Origin of the sequence: Streptomyces sp. NPDC005963, from assembly GCF_040638655.1 — a bacterium.
GTDB lineage: Bacteria > Actinomycetota > Actinomycetes > Streptomycetales > Streptomycetaceae > Streptomyces.
The window spans coordinates 286,836-311,598 of the sequence record NZ_JBEXVD010000004.1; the positions used below are offsets into that span (position 1 = coordinate 286,836).

Below are 24,763 nucleotides of genomic sequence, written 5' to 3' on the forward strand. Positions count from 1 at the left end.
AGAAGGTTACGCGCTCAGCGCGTCTCGCCTGTCAGTTGTCGTCCTCGTCGATCAGGAAGCCACGCATCGGCGCGGGCGCCTGCTGCATCGGCTGCGGTGCCTGCGGTCGAACGGGTGCCATCGGCTGGGTCATCGCCGGGGACATCTGCTGCTGACCACCGTAGGAGGGAGCCCCTCCCATCGAGGGACCGCCACCCATGGACTGGCCCATGGAGGAACTGCCGGCCATGGAGTGCCCCATGGCACCGGCACCCGCGGAGGCCATCGACGGCGCGGGCGGCAGCGAAGCAGCCGACGGCGTGCGCGGCGGAGCCAGCGAGTCGTCCGCCTGGGTCTCCAACTGACGCAGCTGGCTCTCCAGGTAGGACTTCAGACGGGTGCGGTACTCGCGCTCGAAGCCGCGGAGGTCTTCGACCTTGCGCTCCAGCGTGGCCCGCGCTGACTCCAGGGAGCCCATCGCGACGCGGTGCTTCTCCTGCGCGTCCCGCTCCAGCGCATCGGCCTTGGCACGGGCGTCCCGCTCCAGGCCCTCGGCGCGCGAACGAGCCTCACCCACGATCTTGTTGGCCTCGGAACGGGCCTCCGCGATCGCCTGGTCAGCGGTCTGCTGCGCCAGCGAGAGCACCCGAGCGGCGCTGTCGCCGCCGGGGGCCTGAACGGGCTGCTGCATCTGCTGCGGATGACCACCCATGGGGCCGCCCTGCATCGGGTTGCCCATCTGCGGGGGCCCACCCATGGGACCGCCCTGCATCGGGTTGCCCTGCATGGGACCACCCATGGGGCCACCCTGCATCGGGTTGCCCTGCATGGGGTTGCCCTGCATCTGACCGGGACCGCCCATCGGGCCGCCCTGCATCTGACCGGGACCGCCCATCGGGCCGCCGTGGTTCTGACCGGCATGGCTCGGACCGGCCGGCAGCTGCGGAGCTCCACCGGGCAGCTGGGGCGGACCCATCTGCGGGGGCTGCTGCTGGACCGGAGGTCCGGATATGGCGGCGGGCACCGGGGCCCCCGGTCCGCCGCGGCCGTCCTGCGGCTCCGGCGGTTTGCGCATGCCCTGTTGCTGCTGGTTCTGCGCCGCCGCACGGGTCGCCGCAGCCAACTTGGCTCGCAGGTCCTCGTTCTCGCGGAGCAAGCGGGTCAGCTCGGACTCGACCTCGTCGAGGAAGGCATCGACCTCGTCCTCGTCATAGCCTTCTCGGAGGCGGACGGTCGTGAACTGCTTGTTCCGCACGTCCTCGGGGGTCAGCGGCATCTCTTCTTCACCTCTACGTAGTCGTCGGCAGTCGGCAAGACCGTATCGTCCACAGTTACTTGATCACCTCGCCAAGCCACTCACGAGGGAGATCAGGATCCAGACGATGATCATCAGAACGAAGAAGGACAGGTCGAGTGCCACGCCCCCGAGACGCAACGGCGGAATGAACCGCCGAAGGAGCTTGAGCGGTGGATCGGTGACAGTGTAGGTCGCCTCAAGGACGACCACCATCACCTTGCCGGGTTGCCATGAACGGGCGAACTGAAAGACGTAGTCCATGACAAGCCGGAAGATCAGCACGACGAGGAAGCACATCAGCGCGATGTAGACCACTTGTAGTGCGACGCCCATCCCGCGCTTCCCTCTCCCCTGTGCTCTCACTCCGGCCGCTTCGCGACCGGTCCCGGTGTTGCGCTTCTCAGCTCTGGTTGAAGAATCCGCCCTCTGCGATACGGGCCTTGTCCTCCGCCGTGACATCGACGTTAGCAGGCGACAACAGGAACACCTTCTGTGTCACCCGCTCAATGCTGCCATGCAAACCGAAGACAAGTCCCGCGGCAAAGTCGACAAGTCGCTTTGCATCGGTGTCGTCCATCTCGGTCAGATTCATGATCACCGGAGTGCCCTCGCGGAAGTGTTCCCCGATGGTACGGGCCTCGTTGTAGGTCCGCGGGTGCAACGTGGTGATGCGGTACGGCTCCCGCTCGGACACAACCTTGGGCATGATCACCGGTGCGTTCTTCTCCAGGCTCGGACGTTCAGGTGTGATGGACGCCACGGGGGCAATTCGCGCCGGACGTCCGGGTTCTGCGGATAGCGGAGCGGGACGTGACAGTGGCTCACGGGGCGCCGGAGGCTGCACGGCTCGGACCGGTTCTTCGCGCTCGACGGGGTGCGCGGGCTGGTGCCGCCGGTGCTCCCGCTCGGGCTCCGGCTCGGGTTCGAAGTCGTCGTCGGGATCAAAACCCCTGCCGTCGTATCCATCGTCCTCCACGAGGCCGAGGTAGACCGCCATCTTGCGCATCGCGCCGGCCATGCTCTGAGTCCTCCGCTCTGTGGTGGATCGCCCTAGTCACGAATGTCGCAGTGTCACCAAGTGCCCGCGATCCACTGGGTCTGCCCGCCTTGCTGCGGGAATGACCATATTGTCTGCTGTGGTCCGACTTGCTTGGCGACGTTACCCGAGCCGAGGACGGACTCCGAGTACCGCGGTGCCGACGCGTACATGTGTCGCTCCGGCCGCCACGGCCTCTTCGAGGTCCGAGCTCATCCCTGCTGACACCATGTTCGCAGCCGGATGGGCGACGCGCAGGCTGGATGAGAATTCCACCAGCCTCTCGAACGCGTGGCGTTGCCGCCCTGCGTACGGCCCGGTGAGCGGCGCCACGGTCATCAGACCGTCGAGTCGCAACCCTGGCGCACCGTCAATCGCGGCGGCCAGTTCTCCGATTCCGTCCGGGGCGACACCTCCTCGATCACCCCGCCCGCCCTCCTCGGCGTCCAGGGCCACCTGGACGAGACAGCCGATCTCCCGTCCGTCGCAGACCGCCGCGGACGAAAGAGCAGTGACCAGTTTGACGCGGTCCACCGATTGCACCACATCCGCGTAACGGACGACCGAACGAACCTTATTGGTCTGCAATTGGCCGACAAAGTGCCATGTGAGGTTCAAATCGGCACAAGCGATGGCCTTGGGTGCGGCGTCCTGATCACGATTCTCGGCCACGTGACGCACGCCGAGTTCATGAAGGAGGCGTACATCACTGGCCGGGTAGGTCTTGGTGACCACGATGAGGGTCACCTCTTCCCGTGCGCGTCCCGCGGCGGCGCAAGCGGAGGCGATACGTTCCTCCACACGCGCCAGATTGCCGGCGAGTTCGTTTCGACGGTCCGTCATGCTGCGGTCTCTCCTGCGGGGGAGCCAGGTTCCGTCCCCACGGAGAGCGGTGCCAGCCAGATGTATCCGGCCAGCCGTCCGGTGGTGCGGTCACGGCGGTACGAGTAGTGGTCGGGCGATTCCAACGTGCAGACCTCGGACGACCGGAGGTCCCGTACGCCGAGCGCACGGAGTTGGGCGTGCACCCCGGCGCTCACATCGACGGCCGGGGTCCCCCGACGGGTCTCGGCCCAGGCGGCGGGCTCGACCGCCGCGACCTCGGCCCGCATCTCCGCGGGGACCTCGTAGCAGCGTCCGCAGACCGCGGGGCCGGTGCGGGCGACGATCCGCTCGGGCTCGGCGCCCAGGGTCATCATCGCCTTGACGGTCTCGGGCACGATGCCTGCGACCATTCCGGGACGGCCGGCGTGTGCCGCGGCCACGACCCCGGCAACGGGATCCGCCAGCAGTACGGGGGTGCAGTCGGCCGTGAGCACCGCGAGGGCGAGTCCGCGACGGTCGGTGACCAGGGCGTCGACCTCGGGCACCGGAGCGTCACCCCACGGTCCGTCAACCCGTGCGACGTCCTTGCCGTGCACCTGGTTCATCCAGACGACCCGATCGGGGTCGAGGCCCAGATCCTTCGCCGCGACGGCCCGGTTCGCCAGGACGGCGGCGGGGTCGTCGCCGACCGCGCCGCCGAGGTTGAGCTGTTCGTACGGAGCGGCGCTCACCCCGCCCCACTTGTCAGTGAAGGCGAAGTGCGCGCCGCTCGCGTCTATCGCTTCGTACTTCACGGCCCCTTCAAAAAGTCCGGCACGTCCAGTTCCTCGGGGGCGGGCGAATCCCCGTAGGAGTGCGCCGACGTCATGGGCGGCAACCAGGTCCGGTCGTCGTCGGGCACGGGAGCCGGCTCGGGGGCGGGCTTCCTCGGCGGTACGTTGCCCAGTTCCGACACCCGGTGGGAGTCGTCCTGGCCGCCCGGCCTGGGCACCGAGTGGCTGTCGGCCGCCTTGGGACCCTGCGTGGATCCGCCGACGACCTTGACCCGGGCGTTCGGGCTGGGCGGCTGGCCACCGTCGAAGCCTGCGGCGATGACCGTGACGCGCACCTCGTCCCCGAGGGCGTCGTCGATGACCGCGCCGAAGATGATGTTGGCCTCGGGGTGGGCGGCCTCGCTCACGAGTTGCGCGGCCTCGTTGATCTCGAAGAGACCGAGGTCCGAACCGCCCGAGATGGAGAGCAGCACCCCGCGGGCGCCGTCGATGGACGCTTCGAGGAGCGGCGAGGAGATGGCCATTTCGGCCGCGGCAACCGCGCGGTCGTCGCCGCGTGCCGAGCCGATGCCCATGAGCGCCGATCCGGCCTCGGACATCACGGACTTGACGTCGGCGAAGTCGAGGTTGATCAGACCGGGGGTGGTGATGAGGTCGGTGATGCCCTGGACGCCCGAGAGCAGTACCTGGTCCGCCGACTTGAATGCGTCGAGAACGCTCACCTGACGGTCCGAGATGGACAGCAGCCGGTCGTTCGGGATGACGATGAGGGTGTCGACCTCTTCGCGGAGTTCGGCGATGCCGTCCTCCGCTTGGTTGGCCCTGCGCCGACCCTCGAAGGTGAAGGGCCGGGTGACCACACCGATGGTGAGGGCGCCCAGGGAGCGGGCGATGTTGGCCACGACGGGTGCGCCGCCGGTGCCGGTGCCGCCTCCTTCACCCGCGGTGACGAAGACCATGTCGGCCCCCTTGAGGACCTCCTCGATCTCTTCGCGGTGGTCCTCTGCCGCCTTGCGACCGACGGCCGGATTGGCGCCGGCGCCAAGTCCCCGGGTGAGTTCGCGACCGACGTCAAGCTTGACGTCGGCGTCACTCATCAACAGCGCCTGTGCGTCGGTGTTGATGGCGATGAACTCAACGCCCTTGAGGCCGACCTCGATCATTCGGTTGATGGCATTGACACCACCGCCGCCGACACCGATGACCTTGATGACTGCGAGGTAGTTCTGCGGTGCTGCCACGTCGAAGGCCTCTCGCCTCGATTACGTGTCGCCACCACGCTCTGAAGCGCGTTGCGACGACGGATGCCGATGGGACGGTCCGAAACGCCGACCCAAACCCTAACGTTGAAGTTTAGGGTTACCAGTGTGACTGTTCGTTGGACTCTTCCGAACAGGACACTAAGTCGACAAGCGGCGCACGTTCAATGAACACGCCGAACCTCCCGTTTTTCTTTTCACCCTATGTGATCAGCCGTCGCGGTGACCAGCCAGGGTGCTCAGGGGGTCATCTGTGCGTCAACTCCCCGACGATGCGGGAGCGATGGGCGAGCTCACGTCGAAGTGCCGTGCATCGGGGTCGGCTTTCAGCAGCGCCGTCAAGGCACGGGCTTTCGAGTCGCCTTCTTCCGGACTCCCCCACACCACGGTGCGACCGTCCGTCAACTCAAGGGACATGTCGTCATATGAACGGACTACAAGACTGCGAACGCTCTCCGCGACCTTTACCGGGAGTTGACCCGTGACAGCCACGGCCTCTCCGATCAACCGATCGCTGGGAAACCGGCGAAGGCTCGGAGCCTGCACCGGGGACAACTTCAGAAGGGGGACGGAGGCCGGCGCCTTGTCGACGGTGGCGAACCGTACGCCTTGCGAGTCCACTTCGACGAACCGCGCACCCTTGGTGAGAAGCAGCACGGGTGTGCGCTCGGTAACCGTGAGGGTAACGCCGTGCGGCCAGGACCGGGAGACTTCCACCTCGTCGATCCGGGGAAGGCGCTCACGCAATCTTGACTCAATTCCGTCGGTGTCGACGGAAACGAGCGGTGCCCCCATGGGAACCCCAGCAGCCTGAATCACCTGTTCCGCCGTCAGCACCTTGGTCCCCGAGGACTCCACGCGTTCGACGCGCAGCCAGTCGGATCCGTACAGCACCCAGATCCCGCCGGCGAGGAGAGCGACCGCCAGCAGGGCGAGCACCAGGGTGCGGGGGGCCAGGAACCGGCGAAGGCCGGCGGGTGCGGCGCCCTGGGCTTCGGGCGAAGGCCGCCCGTTCGGGCGCTGCGACGGCGGGGACGGTTCGCGCGAACCGCGTTCCGTGGTGGTGGGTCCGACCACGCTCCGGGTCTCCTTCCGGCCGGGGCCCGGGGAGTTGCCCCCGGGCCACGCGGTCCACGCCTATCGACGTGCCGCGATCGCCTCGTACACCATGCCGACCAGCAGCTCGTCGGCGTCCCTACGGCCGAACTCGGCAGCCGCACGCGACATCTCGTACAGCCGATGAGGATCGGCCAGTACCGGGAGGACGTTGCCCTGGACCCACTGGGGGGTCAGTTCGGCGTCGTCGACGAGCAGTCCGCCGCCCGCCTTGACCACCGGCTGGGCGTTGAGCCGCTGTTCGCCGTTGCCGATGGGCAGGGGGACGTAGGCGGCGGGGAGCCCGACGGCGGAAAGCTCGGCGACGGTCATCGCACCCGCACGGCAGAGCATCATGTCGGCCGCCGCGTACGCGAGGTCCATCCGGTCCACGTACGGTACCGGGATGTAGGGCGGCATTCCGGGCATGTTGTCCACGTGCGGCAGTTCGTTCTTCGGGCCGACCGCATGGAGGATCTGGATTCCCGAGCGCTGGAGGATCGGTGCGGCCTGCTGGACGACCTCGTTGAGCCGTCGGGCGCCCTGGGAGCCGCCCGACACCAACAGCGTGGGCAGATTGGGGTCGAGGCCGAAGGCGGCGCGCGCCTCGGGGCGGACCCGTGCGCGGTCGAGCGTGGCGATCGAGTACCGCAGGGGAATGCCGATGTAGCGGGCGTTGCGCAGTTTGCTGTCGGGCGTGGCGACGGCGACACCGGCCGCGTACCGGGAGCCGATCTTGTTAGCGAGCCCCGGACGGGCGTTGGCCTCGTGGACGACGATCGGCACCCCACGGCGCTTGGCCGCGAGATAGCCGGGCAGCGCCACATATCCGCCGAAACCGACGACACAGTCCGCCTTGGTGCGCTCCAGGATCTGCTCGGCGGCCTTGATGGTGCCGCGGAGTCGACCGGGGACCGTGATCAGTTCCGGGGTGGGCTTCCGCGGGAGCGGTACGGCGGGGATGAGCGCCAGTTCGTAGCCGCGCTCGGGGACGAGCCTGGTCTCCAGGCCGCGCTCAGTGCCGAGGGCCGTGATGCCCACGGATGGATCCTGCCTGCGCAGGGCGTCCGCGAGCGCGAGCGCGGGCTCGATGTGGCCGGCGGTTCCGCCGCCGGCGAGTACGACATGCACCGAATTTCACCGCTCTCCGGACGGACGCTTGGTGATGCGCCGTCTCATCGTCTTCCATCTCACCCCTGGCCTCCGCACGGCCAGGGCCGCTTTCGCGGCCGGGTCTTCTCGCGCGAAGGCGATCAGCAGCCCGATAGCGAACATGGACGGCAGCAGGGCCGACCCTCCGTAGGAGAACAGCGGCAGCGGGACACCCGCGATCGGCAGCAGTCCGAGCACTGCACCGATGTTGACCACGGCCTGCGCCATGATCCAGGTGGTCACGCCTCCCGCCGCGTACCTCACGAAGGGGTCCTCCGTGCGTCCGGCCACGCGGATACCCGCATAGCCTAGAGCCGCGAACAGGGCGAGCACGGACAGCGTCCCCGCCAGGCCCAGTTCCTCGCCCACGATGGCGAAGATGAAATCGGTGTGGGCCTCGGGGAGTTGCCCCCATTTTTCCAGGCTTGCACCCAGGCCGGAACCGAACCAGCCACCGGACGCCAGGGCGTAGATTCCATGGACCGCCTGCCAGCATTCGCCCTGGGGACCGAGGTCGATGGCGCCGATGCACTCCAGGCGCGCCATGCGGTTCTCGCTCGTCCTGATGAATGCGAACCCGACCAGCGCGGCGAAGCCGAGGACCCCGGCGAACAGCCGGGTGGGGGCGCCGGCGAGCCAGAGCAGGCCGAAGAGGATCGCGGTGAGGATGATGGAGGTTCCCATGTCCCCGCCGAGCATGATCAGCCCGAGCAGCATAAAGGCGACCGGCACCAGGGGCACCAGCATGTGCTTCCACTGGGTCAGCAGCCGCTTGTCGTGCTTGCGGGCCAGGAGGTCGGCTCCCCAGAGGATGAGGGCGAGCTTGCCGAACTCGCTCGGCTGGAGTTGGAAGGGGCCGCCGATGGAGAGCCAGTTCTGGTTGCCCTTGACCGACTGCCCTATCCCCGGGATCTGGACCAGGACCATCAGGAAGACCGCGCCGACGAGCAGGGGGTAGGCGAGGGCCCGGTGCAGTCGGGAGGGCATCCGGGAGGCGAAGAGCAGGAGCCCGGTACCGATGGCCGCGGCGAGGAACTGCTTGCGGAAGAAGTAGGAGGCCGGGAGGTCGTACTCCAGCGCCGTGATCATCGAGGCGGAGTAGACCATCACCAGACCGAGCACGGTGATCAGCAGGCTGCTGCCGAGGATCAGGTAGTAGGCGGTGAGCGGACGGTCCCAGGCCCTGCGGGCGCGCTCGTAGAGCCGTCGCAGGCCCCTGCCCCGCGGCGGGCGGGAGGAGCCGGGGGTGCCGGCCCGGGCGCGGGGGGCGGGGCCGCGCGTACGGGCGGTCCCGCTGCGCAGGGCCAGTCCGGGATGGGCCCCGCGCTCCTGCGGCAGCCCGACGAGCGCAGGCGTCGGCAGCAGCACGCGGACGGTGTCGGCGAGCCGGTCGCGTACGGTCTCGGCGAGCCGGTCGCGGAGGGCGGGTGCTCCCCCAGGGCTGGGGCGGTCGGGACCGTTTGGGCCGTGCACTGCGTCGGCGCGGTCGGTCGCCCGGCCGGATGGCCGCCGCGCAACGCGTGCCGCGGCGGGTTCGATGTCGTCAGCCGGCATGGACGCCGTCCCCCTCCAGTCGTGCCCGGCGCGCCGCGGACACCGGGGCGGTCCCCGATGTCCGCGGCGCGGAGGTCGGGCCGGTCAGGCGCGCTGTGCGGCGAGAGCGCGAACCGCGTCGGCGAACGCCTCGCCCCGCTTGTTGTAGTTGACGAACATGTCCATGGAAGCGCAGGCCGGGGCCAACAGGACGGTGTCCCCTGGCCGGGCGAGCCGTGCGGCTTCCTGGACCGCCGCCGCCATCGCCCCAGTGTCGGTCCGGTCGAGGGTGACGACCGGGACGTCGGGGGCGTGTCGTCGCAGGGCTTCGAGGATGAGCGCACGATCGGCCCCCATCAGTACGGCTCCGCGCAACCGGGGGGCCGAAGCGGCGACCAGTTCGTCGAAGGTCGCCCCCTTCGCCAGCCCGCCCGCGATCCAGACGATGGGGTCGTAGGCGGCCAAGGACGCCTCGGCTGCATGGGTGTTGGTCGCCTTGGAGTCGTCGACGTAGGCGACCCCCTCGACGTCCGCGACCTTCTCGATGCGGTGCGGGTCGGGGCGGAAGGCCCGCAGCCCGTCCCGTACGGCTGCCGCGGGGACACCGAAGGCCCGGGCCAGTGCCGCCGCCGCGAGGGCGTTGGCGATGTTGTGCGGTGCCGGGGGATTGACGTCGGCCACTTCGGCGAGTTCTTGCGCCTGCTGCTGTCGGTTCTCCACGAAGGCGCGGTCGACCAGGATGCCGTCGACGACGCCGAGTTGCGAAGGCCCGGGGGTGCCGAGCGTAAATCCGATCGCCCGACAGCCCTCTTCGACGTCCGCGCCCCGGACGAGATCCTCGGTCGCCGCGTCCGCCGCGTTGTAGACGCAGGCGACCGTGTTGCCTTCGTAGATGCGGCCCTTGTCGGCCGCGTAGGCGGCCATCGAGCCGTGCCAGTCGATGTGGTCGGGGGCCAGGTTGAGGACGGCGGCCGAGTGGGCCCGTACGGAGGGCGCCCAGTGCAGTTGGTAGCTGGAGAGTTCGACGGCGAGCACGTCGTAGTCACCGTACTCACCGCTCTCGCTGCCGCCTTCGGCTGCTTCGTCACCAAGGACGGCATCGAGCAGGGAGACGCCGATGTTGCCGACCGCTGCCGTGCGCAGACCGGCCGCTTCGAGGATGGCCGCGAGCATCCGTACGGTGGTGGTCTTGCCGTTGGTGCCGGTGACGGCGAGCCAGGGCGCGGCCTTGCGGCCGTTGAGACCGCGCAGCCGCCAGGCCAGTTCCACATCGCCCCAGATGTCCACCCCCGCCTCGGCGGCGGCCAGGAACAAGGGCTTTTCGGGCTGCCAACCGGGGGCGGTGACGATGAGTTCGGTGCCAACGGGCAGGGTGGCGCCGTCGCCGAGGCGTACGGTGATCGACCCCCCGGGCCCGTCGCCCGCGGCCTCACGGGCCGCGACCCACTGTTCGAGCTCGGACGCCTGGGCCCGGGAGCGCTCGTCGTCGCCGTCGTTGACGACGGTGACGACGGCACCCAGGCCGTACAGGACCTTGGCCGCCGGGATGCCGGACACCCCGAGGCCGGCGACGGTGACCCGCCGCCCCCGCCACTGCGCCCCCGTACTCACTTGTCGGCCGCCCAGCCAGCGTAGAAGAGACCCAGGCCCACGATCACGCACATGCCCTGGATGATCCAGAACCGGACCACGACAAGGACTTCGGACCACCCCTTGAGTTCGAAGTGGTGTTGGAGCGGGGCCATACGGAACACCCGCTTGCCCGTCATCCGGAAGGAGCCGACCTGGATCACCACGGACATGGTGATCAGGACGAAGAGTCCACCGAGGATGGCCAGCAGCAGTTCGGTGCGCGAGCAGATCGCCAGACCCGCGAGCGCGCCGCCCAGCGCCAGGGAGCCGGTGTCCCCCATGAAGATCTTGGCGGGTGAGGTGTTCCACCACAGGAAGCCGAAGCAGGCACCCATCAGGGCGGACGCGACGACGGCCAGGTCGAGTGGATCGCGCACCTCGAAGCACGCGGCCGGATTGGTCAGCGAGACCGCGTTCGCGCAGGACTCCTGGAACTGCCAGAGGCCGATGAACGTGTAGGCGCCGAAGACCATCACCGACGCGCCGGTGGCCAGACCGTCCAGACCGTCCGTCAGATTCACGCCGTTGGACATGGCGAGGATCATGAACAGCGCCCAGATGACGAACAGTACGGGCCCGATCGACCAGCCGAAGTCGTTGATGAACGACAACTTGGTGGAGGCCGGGGTCAGATCGCGCTTGTCGGCGAACTGGAGCGAGAGCACCGCGAACGCGATACCGACGATCAACTGACCGGCCATCTTCGCCTTCGCCCGCAGACCGAGCGAACGCTGCTTGACGATCTTGATGTAGTCGTCGAGGAACCCGACGACCCCCATTCCCGCCATCAGGAACAGGACCAGGATCCCGGAGATCGTCGGCCGCTCCCCTGTGATCACCTTGGCGAGGGCGTACGCGATCAGCGTGGCCAGGATGAAGGAGATGCCGCCCATGGTGGGCGTGCCCTTCTTGCTGCCGTGGCTGCGCGGGCCGTCGTCCCGGATGAACTGGCCGTAGCCCTTGCGGGCCAGCAGCTTGATCAGCAGCGGGGTGCCGATCAGGGTCAAGAAGAGCCCGATGGCCCCCGCGAAGAGGATCTGCCTCATCGACCGGCACCCTGCCCATCCGTGGGCACTGCCGCGCTGTCGAGCAATGCCTGGGCCACCCGCTCAAGGCCGACCGATCTGGACGCCTTCACCAGCACGACGTCTCCCGGGCGCAACTCACTGCGCAACAGGTCGACCGCCGCCTGCGCGTCGGACACGTGCACCGACTCCTCACCCCACGAACCCTCGTTATATGCGCCCAGTTGCAGCCAGGACGCTTCCCTGCCCCCGACCGCGACGAGCTTGCTGACGTTGAGTCGGACGGCGAGCCGTCCGACCGCGTCGTGCTCGGCGAGCGCTTCGTCACCGAGTTCGGCCATCAGGCCGAGCACCGCCCACGTTCTTCCCCCCCGGGCCTGTGCGCCTGTGCCCATGGCGGCAAGCGCGCGCAGCGCCGCCCTCATGGACTCGGGGTTCGCGTTGTAGGCGTCGTTGACGATCGTCACGCCGTCCGGACGCTCGGTGACCTCCATGCGCCAGCGGGAGAGGGTACCGGCCTGCGAGAGCGCGAGGGCGATCTCTTCGGCGGGTAGGCCCAGCTCATGGGCGACGGCGGCGGCAGCGAGCGCGTTCGACACGTGGTGCTCACCGTACAGCCGCATAGTCACATTGCCGCACCCGGTGGGGGTGTGAAGCGTGAAGGCGGGCTGACCTTGGTGGGTGAGCCGGACATTCTCGGCACGCACATCGGCATTTTCCGACTCGCCGAAGGTGATCACCCGGGCCGTGGTGCGGGACGCCATGGCGCGTACGAGGGGGTCGTCGGCGTTGAGGATGGCAACACCGCCCTGCGCGGCCGACGGCAGGGCCTCGACGATCTCGCCCTTCGCCAGGGCGATCTGCTCACGGCCGCCGAACTCGCCGATGTGGGCGGTGCCGACGTTCAGTACGAGGGAGATCCGCGGCGGCACGAGTTCGGTGAGGTAGCGGATGTCACCGACGTAACGGGCCCCCATCTCCAGGACGAGGTGTTCAGTCTTCTCATCGGCGCGCAGTGCGGTGAGCGGCAGGCCGATCTCGTTGTTGAGGTTTCCCGCCGGGTAGACGGTGGGCCCCTTGCGCTCCAGCAGTTGGGCGATCAGGTCCTTGGTGCTGGTCTTCCCGGCCGAGCCGGTGAGGGCGACGGTGGTGGCGCCGAGGCGCTCGACGACATGGCGGGCGAGCGCGCCGAGCGCCACGGTGACGTCGTCGACGACGATGGCGGGGACGCCGACGGGCCGGGTGGCGAGGACGGCGACCGCGCCGTCGGCGACGGCCTGCACGGCGAATTCATGGCCGTCGACGCGCTCGCCCGCGAAGGCGGTGAAGAGGGCGCCGGGCCGCACCTGGCGGGAGTCCATGACGACCGGGCCGGTGATCCGGACGTCCGCATCCGGTATGTCGTGGGGCTGCCCGCCGACGATGGCGGCGACCTCGGAGAGGGAGAGGGCGATCACTGGGTCATCCCTGGGATGTGTGGTGAAGGGTGGCACGGGAGTCGCGAATGGCAGCGCGGAGCACCTGGCGGTCGTCGAAGGGACGTACGACCCCGGCGATGTCCTGCCCCTGTTCATGGCCCTTGCCGGCGATCAGGACGGTGTCGCCGGGTTCGGTCCGGGCGACGGCGGTGGCGATGGCGGCGGCACGATCGGCTTCGACGAGGACGTCGCCCCTTTCGTGGACCGGCACTTCGGCGGCTCCGGCGAGCATGGCGGCCAGGATCGCCAGAGGGTCCTCCGAACGCGGGTTGTCGGACGTCAGCACGACGGTGTCGGCGAGCCGGGCGGCGGTGGCGCCCATGGGGCCCCGCTTGGTGGTGTCGCGGTCGCCGCCACACCCGAGGACGATGTGCAGCCGCCCCTTGGTGACCTTGCGCAGCGAGCGCAGCACCGAGTCGACGGCGTCGGTCTTGTGGGCATAGTCGACGACGGCGAGATAGGGCTGCCCCTCGTCGACGCGTTCCAGCCGACCGGGCACGCCGGGCACGGCCGCGATGCCGTCGGCGGCGGTCTGCGGATCGATGCCGGCTGCGGCCAGGGCGACGATGGCGGCCAGCGCGTTGGCCACGTTGAACCCTCCGGGAAGGGGGGACCTGGCCTCGATGCGCGCGCCCTCGGGGCCGACGGCGGTGAACACCGAGCCGACCGCACCGAGCTCGACGTCCTCCGCACGCCAGTCGGCGTCCGGGTGCCCCTCGGCGGAGAAGGTGACGACGGGCACGGACGCCTCGGTGACCAGCCTGCGCCCGTAGGCGTCGTCGAGGTTGACCACGCCGAGCTTGCTGCGTTCGGGGGTGAAGAGTTGTGCCTTGGCCTGGAAGTAGTCCTCCATGCCCGAGTGGAACTCCATGTGCTCGGGGCTGAGGTTGTTGAAGACGGCGACGTCGAAGACGCAGCCGTCGACCCGTCCCAGCACCAGGGCATGGCTGGAGACCTCCATGGCGACGGCTTCCACTCCGCGCTCGCGCATCACGGCGAACAGGGCCTGGAGGTCGGTGGCCTCGGGGGTGGTCCGCTCCGATTTGAGCGCGTCGTCACCGATCCGCATCTCGACCGTGCCGATCAGGCCGGTGGCGCGACCGGCGGCGCGCAGACCGCCTTCGATGAGATAGGCGGACGTCGTCTTGCCGGAGGTCCCGGTGATGCCGATCTGGAGGAGGTCCTCGCCGGGGTGTCCGTAGATCTCGGTGGCCAGCTCCCCCATCCGGGCCCGCGGGTCGTCGGTCACCAGCACCGGCAGACCGGTCGCGGCGGCGCGTTCGGCGCCGGAGGGGTCGGTGAGGATCGCGGCGGCGCCGAGGTCGGCCGCCTGGGCGACGAAGTCGGCGCCGTGGAGGCGGGCGCCGGGCAGTGCGGCGTAGACGTCGCCGGGGCGCACGGCACGTGAGTCATGGGTGATGCCCGTGACCTGGACGGGACCGAACTCGGCGGGGGTGGCACCGATGATCGTCTCCGTACCGGCGGCCTCGTCCGGACGGGGATCCGTCACCCCGAGCCGGGCGGCCAGCTCCCCGAGCGGTGTCGGGCGGGTCCGGTCCGGACGGGGTGCTCCCGGCTGCTTTGCCGGGGCGTCCTGCGGGGGGTTTTGGTACTGATCACGGTGTGGCACGGCGGTGAGCGTACCGGGCTCCCCCTCCCGGGGGCTAAATGAGGTGTGCTGCCCGGGGCCGCTGTTCCCGGGTTCGGGCTTCGTCGTTGTCACTGGTGGTTCCTCGGGTCATTCGCCGGGCTTGAAGGTCACGGGAAGCCGGGTGGGTTCGTCGCCGGTGGGCGGCACCTTGAGGGTCTTGAGCGCGAACTGCATCACCTTCTGGTAGATCGGACCGCAGATCTGCCCGCCGAAGTAGCTGCCCTCGGTGGGGTTCTGGATGGCGCAGTACACGGTGATGCGGGGCTTGTCGGCGGGTGCGAATCCGGCGAAGGACGCGGTGTAGCCGCGGTAGCGGCCGAGTTCCGGGTCGACGCGGTTGGCGGTGCCGGTCTTGCCCGCGACCCGGTACCCGGGGATGCGGGCCTTGGTGCCGGTGCCCTCTTCGTTGCCGACGACGGACTCCATCATCGTGGCCAGCGTCGTGGCGGTCTGTTCGCTGACGACGCGGGTCTTCTTGGGGGCCGGGGCCGCGCTGAACCGGCCGCCTGGACCTCTGGTGCCCCGGACCAGGGTGGGCTCGATGCGTACGCCGCCGTTGGCGATCGTCGAGTAGACGGAGGCGGCCTGCATGGCGTTGATGGAGAAGCCCTGGCCGAAGGGGATCGTGTACTGCTGCGACGTGGACCACTTCGAGGGGCGGGCGAGGATGCCGGGGGTCTCGCCCGGATATTCGAGCCCGCTGGGGCTGCCCATGCCGAACTTGCGCAGGTAGGAGTGGAGGACCCGGTTGGCCTCGGTCTGGTTCTTGCCGAGTTGGCCGGTGGCGAGGATGGTCCCGATGTTGCTGGACTTGGCGAGCACCCCGTTGAGGGTGAGGTACCAGGTGGGGTGGTCGATGTCGTCCTTGAACAGGCGGTCGCCGCGGTGCAGCCGGTTGGGGACGGTCACGTGCGTCTTGGGGGTGGCCACCCCCTCCTCCAGTACGGCAGCCATGGACATGACCTTGGCGGTGGAGCCGGGCTCGTAGGCGTCCTGGAGTGCGGCGTTCCCCATGGCCGTGGCGTTGGCCTGGGAGAGGTCGTTGGGATCGAAGCCCGGGGCGTTGGCCATGGCGAGGACTTCACCGGTCTGCGTGTCCTGCACTATCACGTAACCGCGGTCGGCCTTGGAGGTGCGGACCTGGTCGCTGATCGCGCGCTGGGCGGCCCACTGGATGTCGCGGTCGATGGTCAGCTCGATGTCGGAACCGGGCACGGCGGGCGTCTCGCGGGTGCCGTCGGCGGTGGGGACGCGGCGCCCGCCGGACTGGGGATAGGTGATCTCGCCGTCCTTGCCGGCCAGCGTGGTGTCCAGCATGGATTCGATCCCACCGCCGCCCCGGCCGTCGGCGTTGACGTAACCCAGTATCCCGGCCCCGAGATCACCGTTGGGGTAGACGCGCCTGGTGCTGGGCTCCTGGAGGACGCCGGCGAGGATGCTGACCCCGGGACCGCCGCTCGCCCGGTTCTCGCGGGCCTTCTCCGCGTAGACCTTCTTCAGGTCCTTGATCTGGTTCCAGACCTGGGGTGTCTGACGGCGGGCCAGGACGGTGTAGCGGGACTTGGGGGTCTTCAGCTTCTCGACCAGTTCGGCGGGGGTCTTGCCGATGACGGGCGCCAGCAGTGCCGCGGCCTGCTCGGGCGCGTTGGGCGACTTGCTCTCCGCGGGCGTGAACAGCTTCGGGTCGGCGGTGATGTCGTACGCGTCGACACTGGCGGCCAGTGCGATCCCGGCCCGATCGGTGATCTCACCGCGCTCCGCGGCCAACTCCACGCTGATGAAACGGTGCTTCTGGGCCTTGGCCGCATAGGCGTCGGCATCCACCGCCTGCACCTGGAGCAGCCGGACCACGAAGGCCAGCATCACGAGGGTGAGGCCGATGCTGACCAGGCGCAGCCGGGGGCGGGGGTTGCCGAGCTTGAGAGCCTTGGGGGCGGGGCGCCCCGCGGGGCGGGGCGGGCGGGCGGCACGGTCCGGGCCTGCGGGGCGGCGCTGGGCCGGCCCGGGCACACGGCGCCTGGGGGGCGGCGGATCCTTGGGGGGCACTGCGTCACCTGCCGGGAGGTGTCGGGGTGGGCTTGACGGGCGGGGTGATCGCCCGCGGCGAGGCCGCAAGGGCCGACGGGGCTGCCGGGGCTGCCGGGATCGATGCGGCGTCGGGGGCGGGCATCGGTCGGTCGGTCGGCCCGGTGGGGGTGTCGGTCCGACCGACCGGGGTCGGCGCGGGCACGGCTGCGGTCGCGACACCGGATGTGGACCCCTGGGGCTCCAGCGGCTCCTGCGGCTCCAGCGCTCCCGGCGACGAAGAGGTCGAGGGTGCGGGGGCCGCCGAAGAACCGGGCGCGGCGGACGGGGTGGCCGCGGCCGACTTGGTCGCTTCGGGGGATGGGGACGAGGTCGCCCGGTCGGATTCGCCTCTCACGGTCCCGTCGGGATCGATGAAGGCCGGGTTGCCGCCGGGAACCATGCCCAACTCACGGGCCCGCCGCTCCAGGGCGTCGGGGGCGGAGAAGTCGTCCACGTCCCGTTGGAGCGCCTGCTGTTCGTCGGTGAGCTCCGTGGTCTTGCGCTTGAGCTCGCTGAGCTCGAACGAGCCCTCGTTGAGCGCGGAGTTCAGCAGGAGCAGACCGATCAGACCACCGCCGAGCAACACCACGACCAGCAGGACGAAGGGAGTGCGGGCGGCGCTGCTCGGCCCGGCCGGCATCAACCGGGAGAGTTGGGCGGCACGCCCCTTGAGCTGCTTGGACGCTGCGCTCACCGAGTCCTCCCGTTCCTTGCGCTCGTACCCCCGACCGCAGATCCGCGTGCCGGGGGCGTTGCGTTCCCGTGTCGACGCCCCGACCGGTGCGCGTCGCTCACGACGCGTCCTCACGGATGCGCTGTGCTCCCCTCAGACGCGCAGGGGCGGCACGGCGGTTCTCCGCCACTTCCTCTTCGGTCGGAAGTTCGGCGCCGCGGGTCAGCAGCTTCAGCCGTGGCTGGTACTCCTCGGGCACCACGGGCAGTCCGGCGGGCGCGGTGTTCGCGGCTCCCGCCGCGAACACCTGCTTGACCAGCCGGTCTTCCAACGACTGGTACGAGAGCACGGCGATGCGCCCGCCGAGGGCGAGCCTTCCGACCGCGGCCGGAATGGCACGTTCCAACACGCTGAGCTCGCCGTTGACCTCGATGCGCAGGGCTTGGAAGGTGCGCTTGGCCGGATTACCGCCGGTGCGCTTGGCGGCCTGCGGCAGGGCGTCACGGATCAGTTCCACCAGACGCGCGCTGTGGGAGAAGGGTTCCTTGTCCCGTTCCCGGACGACCGCGGAGACGATTCGGCGGGCCTGTTTCTCCTCGCCGTACATCCGCAGGATGCGCACCAGCTCACCGGGCGGGTAGGTGTTGAGGACCTCGGCGGCGCTGATGCCCGTCGTCTGGTCCATGCGCATGTCGAGAGGGGCGTCCTGGGCGTAGGCGAAGCCGCGATCGGCCTCGTCCAATTGCATCGAGGAGACCCCGAGGTCGAACAGGACGCCCTGGACGCGACGGATGCCGAGACGGTCGAGGACCTCGGGCAGTTCGTCGTAGACGGCGTGGACCAGCGTCGCCCGATCGCCGAACGGGGCCAGGCGCTCACCGGAGAGCCGCAGCGCCTCCTTGTCGCGGTCGAGGCCGATGAGCCGCGCGTCGCGGAAGCGGGTGAGGAGCGCCTCGCTGTGCCCGCCGAGACCGAGGGTGCAGTCCACCACGACGGGAGCTTCGGGCGCCGCGCCCGAGCTGGCGGGTTCCGCTGGTCGTTCCAGGGCCGGGGCCAACAGGTCCAGGCACCGCTGGAGCATCACCGGGACATGGCGGGTATTGCTCAAAGCGCCCTCTCAGGTCCGGCGCGGGCCCAATCGACCGGCGAGCGGGGGCCGAGCCGTGCGTACGCCGCACACGCGGGGAAATCATGGGGAAAGTGCAGGATGTGTCCGTGGACTCCGCGTCACTTTAGTCCACCGTACGGTGCGGTCAATCAACTGCACGACGGCGTGGCGGCCGGGGCGGACGTGCTCGCCCGAACGGAACACTTCACTCGAACGGGCGTCCCGGTCCCACTCTTGTGGGTTACCTCACAACAAGTGATGTTGATGTTCTTTGTCCGCTTCGCAGCAAGCTTCCGGTGCCCACGGCCATTACCGTCGTCAACATGACGACTTCCGCACACCGCCCCGCCGACTCACCGCCCGTGGCCGGCTCGGTCACCGATGGCCTCGTCGCGGCGAACGAGCGCTACGCCGCAGGGTTCGAGGACCCGGGCATGGATGCGCGCCCCGTGCTGAAAGTGGCCGTGGTCGCCTGCATGGACGCCCGCCTCGACCTGCACGCCGCGCTCGGCCTCGAACTGGGTGACTGCCACACCATCCGCAACGCCGGAGGGGTGGTGACCGACGACGTGATCCGTTCGCTGACCATCAGCCAACGGGCGCTCGGCACCCGAGCTGTGATCCTCATCCACCACACGGGTTGCGGTCTGGAATCGCTGACCGAGGACTTCCGGCACGAGTTGGAGCGCGAGGTCGGACAGCGTCCGCAGTGGGCGGTCGAGGCGTTCAGCGATGTCGACCAGGACGTCCGGCAGTCGATGCAGCGGGTTCGCACCTCGCCGTTCCTGCTCCACAACGACGATGTCCGCGGCTTCGTCTTCGATGTGCACGACGGCCTCCTTCGCGAGGTCGATCCCTCTTCGTGACCTCCACAGGCTCCGGCTAACCACCCCAAACCCGGCAAATCACTCCCAGTTATCCACAGGCGAGTGACACGAGACGGTAACGGCAACAAGAATGCGGGGGTAGCACCCCCTCCGGAACTTCCAGGGACCGGTGTTCGTGTTTGGGGTGGGCCGGGCCGCGTGCGGACCGGCCGGAGAACGTGCCGAGGAGGGCCGGGTGACGACCTATGACGATCGAGCGAGCCTCACAGATCTGACCACCACAGCGGATCGCGTCCGCAGATCAGTGGAGAGCGTGATCGAGGGCAAGCCAGAGGTCGTACGGCTCTCGCTGACCGTGCTGTTGGCCGAGGGGCATCTGCTCCTCGAAGACGTGCCGGGCGTGGGCAAGACCATGTTGGCCAAAGCCCTGGCGAGATCCATCGACTGTTCGGTGCGACGGATCCAGTTCACACCGGACCTCTTGCCGTCCGACATCACGGGCGTGTCCATCTTCGACCAGCAGCAGAGGGAATTCGAGTTCAAACCGGGAGCGATCTTCGCGCAGATCGTCATCGGGGATGAGATCAACCGCGCCTCCCCCAAGACCCAGTCCGCGTTGCTGGAGTCCATGGAGGAGCGTCAGGTCACCATCGACGGCAACAGCTACGAACTGCCCAGCCCCTTCATGGTGGTGGCCACGCAGAACCCGGTCGAGATGGAGGGCACCTATCCCCTGCCCGAAGCCCAGCGCGACCGTTTCATGGCCCGTGTGTCCATCGGCTATCCCAACGCCGAAGCAGAGCTCAAGATGCTCGACGTGCACGGCGGGGCTTCCCCGCTCGACGACCTCCAGCCGGTGGCCCACGCCCACGACATCCTCAAACTGATCGACGCAGTGCGCAGCGTCCACGTCGCCGAACCCGTGCGCCGCTACGCGGTGGAGTTGGTCGGTGCGACCCGAGGCCATCCTGACCTCCGGCTCGGTGCCTCCCCGCGCGCCACCCTGCATCTGCTGCGTGCCGCCAGGGCAACCGCGGCGCTGGCCGGCCGCGACTACGCCCTGCCTGACGACGTCCAGTCCCTCGTGGTGCAGGTGCTCGCGCACCGACTGCTGCCGACCGCGCAGGCCCAATTGAACGGACGCACAGCTGAGCAGGTGGTCCTGGAGATCCTCCAGCGCACCCCCGTGCCCACCGCGCAGGGTGCGGAGGCCCCCTACCTGGGAGGCCATCAGCCGCAGCCGCTGTACGGGCAGCACCTCGGCCCGCGGCGCCTGTGATGTCCGACGGGCCGGGCGCCGCCGTGGTGGCGGACGCCCACATGCACACGAGCACCGAAACGGACGCCTCGGGAGTGCGGGCGGCGCTGGGCGGGTTGACGACGCGCGGACGGTCGTTCCTCGCGGCGGGAGTGGCAGCGGCCATCTGTGCCTACGTCCTCGGGCAGAGCGATCTGCTGCGGGTGGGGCTGCTCCTCGCCGTGCTGCCCTTGGTCTGCGTGACCGTGCTCTACCGCACCCGCCACCGCGTCACGGGCAGTCGGCGGCTGACGCCGTCCCGGGTGCCGGCGGGCTCGGAGGCACGCGTCCACCTCCGCATGGACAACGTCTCGCGGCTGCCCACCGGCCTGCTCATGCTCCAGGACCACGTGCCCTACGTCCTCGGCCCCCGGCCGCGGTTTGTCCTGGACCGGATGGAGCCGGGCGGCCGGCGCGAGGTGTCGTACCGGGTGCGTTCCGATCTGCGCGGCCGGTATCCGCTCGGGCCCCTGCAACTGCGTCTGAACGACCCCTTCGGAATGTGCGAACTGACGCGTTCCTTCGGCGCCTTCGACACCCTCACCGTGATACCGCGGACCGAACCGCTGCCTCCGGTGCGCCTGCTCGGAGACGCCTCGGGATACGGAGACGGTAGGCTGCGCTCACTCGCGCTCGCCGGCGACGACGATGTCATTCCCCGCAGCTACCGGTACGGGGACGACCTCAGGCGGGTGCACTGGCGCTCCACCGCCCGCCACGGAGAGTTGATGGTGCGCCGCGAGGAGCAACCGCAGCGGGCACGGTGCACCGTCCTGCTCGACACCCGCGGCGTCGCCTACGAAGGCTCCGGGCCCGATTCCGCCTTCGAGTGGGTCGTCTCCGGTGCCGCCTCCACCCTGGTGCACATCCTGGAGCGCGGCTTCGCGGTCCGGGTGCTCACGGACACCGGAGAGTCGGTACCGGGGCAAGGGGCGAACGGCTTCAGCGCCTCCGCCCAGGAATCCGCCCAGTCCGCCGGTCTGATGATGGACATGCTCGCCGTCGTCGAGCAGTCGGACCAAGAGGGGCTCACCGCCGCCCACGACGTGTTGCGCGGAGGCAGTGAAGGTCTGTTGGTGGCGTTCTTCGGCGACCTCGACACGGAGCAGATCGCCCTCGCGGGCCGGATGCGACAGCGCGCCGGAGCCGCCGTCGCCTTCGTCCTGGACAGCGAGAGTTGGGCGAGCGGCGGAAGGGTGACCGCCGGGGCCACCCAGCGCGTCCGAGCCCTGCGCGAGGCCGGGTGGATCGCACTCGCCGCCCCGCCCGGAGCGTCCTTGCCCGCGCTGTGGCAGCAGGCGGGTCAACAGCGGGCCGAGACCGGCGGAGGCACGGCCGGGACGGGAACCTGGTCATGAACGGTGGGGGTACGACATGAGCGGTCAAGGACGGCTGGCGCTCTGCGCCTATGCCGCCACGGTGATGACGGCGTGCGCGCTCCTGCCGCTGTTGGACTCGCCCGGATGGCTCGTACAAGCGGCCGTTCTGCTGGCGATCCAGAGCGCGGCGGGTGTGGCTGCACGCCGAGTTCCACTGGCCCGACTGATGACGGTTGGCCTCCAGGCGCTGCTGGCGATCTTCCTGCTGACCTGGGTCTTCGCCCGTGGCCAGGCGCTGCTGGGGGTCATCCCGGGCCCCGCGACGTTCGCATGGTTCGGTGAACTGCTGGCCGCGGGCGGACAGGACATCGGCCGCTTTGCGACGCCCGCACCGGCTACGGACGGCATCCGGCTCATGGTGGTCGGCGGAGTGCTGCTGATCGGCCTCTGCGTGGACGCCGTCGCGGTCACCTTCCGCAGCGCAGCGCCGGCCGGGTTGCCCCTGCTGGCGTTGTACTCGGTCGCCGCCGGGCTCTCCGGAGGTGGCGCCAACTGGCTGTGGTTCCTGCTCGCCGCCTCCGGATTTCTACTGCTCCTGCTCGCCGAGAGCAAGGACCGGGTATCCCAGTGGGGCCGGGTGTTCCGAGGTGCTCCCGCTGCTCCCCCGCGCGGGGCGAAGGCCTTCGAATCCGACGGCGGTGAGCCTCTGGCGTCCGTTCGCACGGGACGGCGCATCGGGGCCCTGGCCCTGGGGGTCGCGCTCGTGGTGCCGACCGCGCTGCCCGCACTGGACGGTGGCCTCCTGGCCGGCGTCGGCCCGGGCGAGGGCTCCGGCTCGGGCGGCGGCACGATCACCGCGGTGAACCCCCTGGTGTCGCTCCAGGACAACCTCAACCAGTCGGACAACCGCGAGGTCATGCGCTATCGCACCAGCGCCAAGGAAAACGACGACCTGTACCTGCGGTTCGTGGCCCTCGACCAGTTCGACGGAACCACCTGGAAGTCTTCCGAGCGCAAGGTCGAGGACGTGCCTGACCGCCTGCCCCAACCGCCGGGGCTGAGCTCATCGGTGAAGACCACCGAGATCAGGACGAACATCACGGCCGCCGGCTACTACGAGCAGAACTGGCTTCCGCTCCCCTATCCGGCGACGGAGGTGTCGATCGACGGTCGCTGGCGGTTCGAGCCCGAAGGCAGGACCGTGGTCGGCGACCGGGGCGAGGACACCCGCGGTGCCCAGTACACGGTGGGCAGTCTGCTGGTGGAGCCCACGGCTCGGCAGTTGGCCGAGGCACCGCCGGCACCGGCCGACTTCCGGCGCGAGTACACCAAGGTTCCGGACTCCCTGCCCTCCGTCGTCCGTAGGACCGCGGAAGACGTGACCCGCAGCGCCACCAACGACTACCAGCGGGCGGTGATGCTCCAGGACTGGTTCGCCCGGGACGGCGGGTTCACGTACGACACCCAGGTGCAGTCCGGCACCGGCATCCAGGCGATCACCCGTTTCCTCCGGGAGAAGCAGGGGTTCTGCATCCACTTCTCATTCACCATGGCCGCCATGGCACGGACCCTGGGGATACCGGCGCGCGTCGCGGTGGGCTTCACCCCCGGCACCCCGGGGGCGGACGGCACGGTCTCGGTGTCGGTGCGGGACGCCCACGCCTGGCCGGAGTTGTACTTCGAGGGTGTGGGGTGGACCCGGTTCGAGCCGACGCCCAGCCGGGGCAACGTGCCCCGGTACGCGCAGCCGGAGACCCCGTCCGGTGCCCCGAGCACCCCCGCACTGCCCGAGGCGACCATGACGAACGAAGCCTCCGCGGCCCCTTCGGCCTCCGACAGTTGCGCCCCCGAACTGCGACGCCTCGGCGAGTGCGGCGCCGCCGCGCCCCAGGACGTGGCCACCCCGACCGGTGGTGGCGGTTCACTCTGGAGCGTCCTGCTCACCGGGGTGACCGTGCTGGCCGCACTGGCCGTGCCGCTGGCGCCCATGGTGTGGAGGCTACGGGTACGAGCGCGACGGCTGGGCTCCGGCGGACGCACGGAGGCCGATGCCACCGGCCGGACCTTGGCAGCCTGGCACGAGGTGCTGGACACCGCGTGGGACCACGGCATCACACCGGACGGCTCCGACACACCGCGCAGGACGGCGGCCAGGCTCGTTCGTGAGGGGCGCCTTGAGGGCGAGGCCGCGGACGCCGTCCACCGGATGGCCGGCGCGGTCGAGCAGGTGCTGTACGCGCCCCGCCACCAGGCCACCGGTGGTCTGGTGGACGATGCCGCATGCATCCGGGCAGGTCTGGGAGCTGCGGCCGGGCAGGGCATCCGGCTGCGGGCGCTTCTTCTGCCACGATCGGCCATTCGGGTGATGTGGGCGGCTTCGGCTCACGGGGCTGCCATTGCCGAGCGGTTCCGCACCAGCCGCTGGTCCCCGGCCCGTGCGGCAGCGCTCCTGCGCCGCCCCTTGCGTCAGCGCAGCTGACCTGGGGATGCATCGAGCAGATGTACGAGAGGGCCGACGCAGTGACAGGCGTCGGCCCTCTCGTACATCCGGCGATCAGCCCCGGACCAGGGCTGGGAAGTGCTGGGGGCGCTCTCTACTGGGGCACTGGGCTGCGGGGCCGCTGAGCCGCGAACCTGGCGTACACATGGCCGCCCAGGCCGAAACATGGATGATCCACCCCGGCACACACCGGAGTGGGCAGCGCTGACCAGAGGCGACGGGGCTGCGCAGAGCCGT

20 protein-coding genes are annotated in these 24,763 nt (G+C 69.7%); 4 read left to right on the forward strand and 16 right to left on the reverse strand.

Features of this window, described 5'->3' with window-relative positions; genetic code table 11:
• Nucleotides 1-31: 31 nt before the first annotated feature.
• The 16 genes from ABZ348_RS09130 to rsmH all read right to left on the reverse strand — a co-directional run bounded on the left by ABZ348_RS09130 (nucleotide 32) and on the right by rsmH (nucleotide 18,583).
• Nucleotides 32-1,255, reverse strand: a complete 1,224-nt coding sequence (locus ABZ348_RS09130; RefSeq protein ID WP_358930897.1) for a DivIVA domain-containing protein — start codon at nucleotides 1,253-1,255, stop codon at nucleotides 32-34.
• 63 nt (nucleotides 1,256-1,318) lie between these two features.
• Nucleotides 1,319-1,609, reverse strand: coding sequence for a YggT family protein (locus ABZ348_RS09135; protein WP_358930899.1), 291 nt, complete (start codon nucleotides 1,607-1,609; stop codon nucleotides 1,319-1,321).
• A gap of 67 nt (nucleotides 1,610-1,676) precedes the next feature.
• Nucleotides 1,677-2,294: a cell division protein SepF gene (gene sepF / locus ABZ348_RS09140; RefSeq protein WP_358930901.1), complete on the reverse strand. Its 618-nt coding sequence runs from the start codon at nucleotides 2,292-2,294 to the stop codon at nucleotides 1,677-1,679.
• Nucleotides 2,295-2,435: 141 nt separating this feature from the next.
• Nucleotides 2,436-3,155 carry a YggS family pyridoxal phosphate-dependent enzyme gene (locus ABZ348_RS09145; protein WP_358930903.1) on the reverse strand — a complete coding sequence of 240 codons (720 nt, stop codon included), beginning with the start codon at nucleotides 3,153-3,155 and terminating at the stop codon, nucleotides 2,436-2,438.
• Complete coding sequence (gene pgeF / locus ABZ348_RS09150; RefSeq protein WP_358930905.1) at nucleotides 3,152-3,931, reverse strand: peptidoglycan editing factor PgeF; 780 nt, start codon at nucleotides 3,929-3,931, stop codon at nucleotides 3,152-3,154. The genes ABZ348_RS09145 and pgeF overlap by 4 nt, the downstream gene beginning before the upstream one ends.
• On the reverse strand, nucleotides 3,928-5,151 hold the full coding sequence (gene ftsZ / locus ABZ348_RS09155; RefSeq protein ID WP_358930907.1) for a cell division protein FtsZ: 1,224 nt from the start codon (nucleotides 5,149-5,151) through the stop codon (nucleotides 3,928-3,930). The genes pgeF and ftsZ overlap by 4 nt, the downstream gene beginning before the upstream one ends.
• A 276-nt stretch (nucleotides 5,152-5,427) precedes the next feature.
• Nucleotides 5,428-6,246: an FtsQ-type POTRA domain-containing protein gene (locus ABZ348_RS09160; RefSeq protein WP_358930909.1), complete on the reverse strand. Its 819-nt coding sequence runs from the start codon at nucleotides 6,244-6,246 to the stop codon at nucleotides 5,428-5,430.
• Nucleotides 6,247-6,306: 60 nt separating this feature from the next.
• The gene (gene murG / locus ABZ348_RS09165) at nucleotides 6,307-7,395 is read right to left on the reverse strand and encodes an undecaprenyldiphospho-muramoylpentapeptide beta-N-acetylglucosaminyltransferase (protein WP_329017433.1); all 1,089 of its coding nucleotides are present in this window, start codon (nucleotides 7,393-7,395) and stop codon (nucleotides 6,307-6,309) included.
• 6 nt (nucleotides 7,396-7,401) lie between these two features.
• Nucleotides 7,402-8,970, reverse strand: a complete 1,569-nt coding sequence (gene ftsW / locus ABZ348_RS09170) for a putative lipid II flippase FtsW (RefSeq protein ID WP_358930911.1) — start codon at nucleotides 8,968-8,970, stop codon at nucleotides 7,402-7,404.
• 84 nt (nucleotides 8,971-9,054) lie between these two features.
• Complete coding sequence (murD, locus tag ABZ348_RS09175) at nucleotides 9,055-10,560, reverse strand: UDP-N-acetylmuramoyl-L-alanine--D-glutamate ligase (protein ID WP_358930913.1); 1,506 nt, start codon at nucleotides 10,558-10,560, stop codon at nucleotides 9,055-9,057.
• A complete protein-coding gene (mraY, locus tag ABZ348_RS09180) occupies nucleotides 10,557-11,627 on the reverse strand; it encodes a phospho-N-acetylmuramoyl-pentapeptide-transferase (protein WP_358930915.1) in 1,071 nt (356 codons plus the stop codon). Before mraY ends, murD begins: the two co-directional genes overlap by 4 nt.
• Complete coding sequence (gene murF, locus ABZ348_RS09185) at nucleotides 11,624-13,063, reverse strand: UDP-N-acetylmuramoyl-tripeptide--D-alanyl-D-alanine ligase (RefSeq protein WP_358930917.1); 1,440 nt, start codon at nucleotides 13,061-13,063, stop codon at nucleotides 11,624-11,626. The genes mraY and murF overlap by 4 nt, the downstream gene beginning before the upstream one ends.
• A gap of 4 nt (nucleotides 13,064-13,067) precedes the next feature.
• A complete protein-coding gene (locus ABZ348_RS09190) occupies nucleotides 13,068-14,714 on the reverse strand; it encodes a UDP-N-acetylmuramoyl-L-alanyl-D-glutamate--2,6-diaminopimelate ligase (RefSeq protein WP_358930919.1) in 1,647 nt (548 codons plus the stop codon).
• 108 nt (nucleotides 14,715-14,822) lie between these two features.
• A complete protein-coding gene (locus tag ABZ348_RS09195; RefSeq protein WP_358930921.1) occupies nucleotides 14,823-16,781 on the reverse strand; it encodes a penicillin-binding protein 2 in 1,959 nt (652 codons plus the stop codon).
• Between the two features lie 4 nt (nucleotides 16,782-16,785).
• Entirely contained in the window at nucleotides 16,786-17,442 is a 657-nt protein-coding gene (locus ABZ348_RS09200) for a septum formation initiator family protein (RefSeq protein WP_358931078.1), read from the reverse strand.
• 151 nt (nucleotides 17,443-17,593) lie between these two features.
• Nucleotides 17,594-18,583, reverse strand: a complete 990-nt coding sequence (gene rsmH / locus ABZ348_RS09205; protein ID WP_358930923.1) for a 16S rRNA (cytosine(1402)-N(4))-methyltransferase RsmH — start codon at nucleotides 18,581-18,583, stop codon at nucleotides 17,594-17,596.
• Nucleotides 18,584-18,906: 323 nt separating this feature from the next.
• Between rsmH and ABZ348_RS09210 the strand changes: the two genes are divergently transcribed.
• The 4 genes from ABZ348_RS09210 (at nucleotide 18,907) to ABZ348_RS09225 (ending at nucleotide 24,505) form a co-directional block, all read left to right on the forward strand.
• A complete protein-coding gene (locus ABZ348_RS09210) occupies nucleotides 18,907-19,449 on the forward strand; it encodes a carbonic anhydrase (RefSeq protein WP_358930925.1) in 543 nt (180 codons plus the stop codon).
• Between the two features lie 196 nt (nucleotides 19,450-19,645).
• Nucleotides 19,646-20,689 carry a MoxR family ATPase gene (locus ABZ348_RS09215; protein WP_358930927.1) on the forward strand — a complete coding sequence of 348 codons (1,044 nt, stop codon included), beginning with the start codon at nucleotides 19,646-19,648 and terminating at the stop codon, nucleotides 20,687-20,689.
• A 41-nt stretch (nucleotides 20,690-20,730) separates the two neighbouring features.
• A complete protein-coding gene (locus ABZ348_RS09220) occupies nucleotides 20,731-22,065 on the forward strand; it encodes a DUF58 domain-containing protein (RefSeq protein ID WP_358931080.1) in 1,335 nt (444 codons plus the stop codon).
• Between the two features lie 16 nt (nucleotides 22,066-22,081).
• Nucleotides 22,082-24,505, forward strand: coding sequence for a DUF3488 and transglutaminase-like domain-containing protein (locus ABZ348_RS09225; RefSeq protein WP_358930929.1), 2,424 nt, complete (start codon nucleotides 22,082-22,084; stop codon nucleotides 24,503-24,505).
• The last annotated feature ends 258 nt before the right edge of the window (nucleotides 24,506-24,763 follow it).

Coding starts and splice junctions, on each gene's coding strand:
- ABZ348_RS09130 (WP_358930897.1), bottom strand. CDS start 1,255: ATGCCGCTGACCCCCGAGGACGTGCGGAACAAGCAGTTCACGACCGTC.
- ABZ348_RS09135 (WP_358930899.1), bottom strand. CDS start 1,609: ATGGGCGTCGCACTACAAGTGGTCTACATCGCGCTGATGTGCTTCCTC.
- sepF (WP_358930901.1), bottom strand. CDS start 2,294: ATGGCCGGCGCGATGCGCAAGATGGCGGTCTACCTCGGCCTCGTGGAG.
- ABZ348_RS09145 (WP_358930903.1), bottom strand. CDS start 3,155: ATGACGGACCGTCGAAACGAACTCGCCGGCAATCTGGCGCGTGTGGAG.
- ftsW (WP_358930911.1), bottom strand. CDS start 8,970: ATGCCGGCTGACGACATCGAACCCGCCGCGGCACGCGTTGCGCGGCGG.
- mraY (WP_358930915.1), bottom strand. CDS start 11,627: ATGAGGCAGATCCTCTTCGCGGGGGCCATCGGGCTCTTCTTGACCCTG.
- ABZ348_RS09200 (WP_358931078.1), bottom strand. CDS start 17,442: ATGCCGGCCGGGCCGAGCAGCGCCGCCCGCACTCCCTTCGTCCTGCTG.
- ABZ348_RS09210 (WP_358930925.1), top strand. CDS start 18,907: ATGACGACTTCCGCACACCGCCCCGCCGACTCACCGCCCGTGGCCGGC.
- ABZ348_RS09220 (WP_358931080.1), top strand. CDS start 20,731: ATGCACACGAGCACCGAAACGGACGCCTCGGGAGTGCGGGCGGCGCTG.
- ABZ348_RS09225 (WP_358930929.1), top strand. CDS start 22,082: ATGAGCGGTCAAGGACGGCTGGCGCTCTGCGCCTATGCCGCCACGGTG.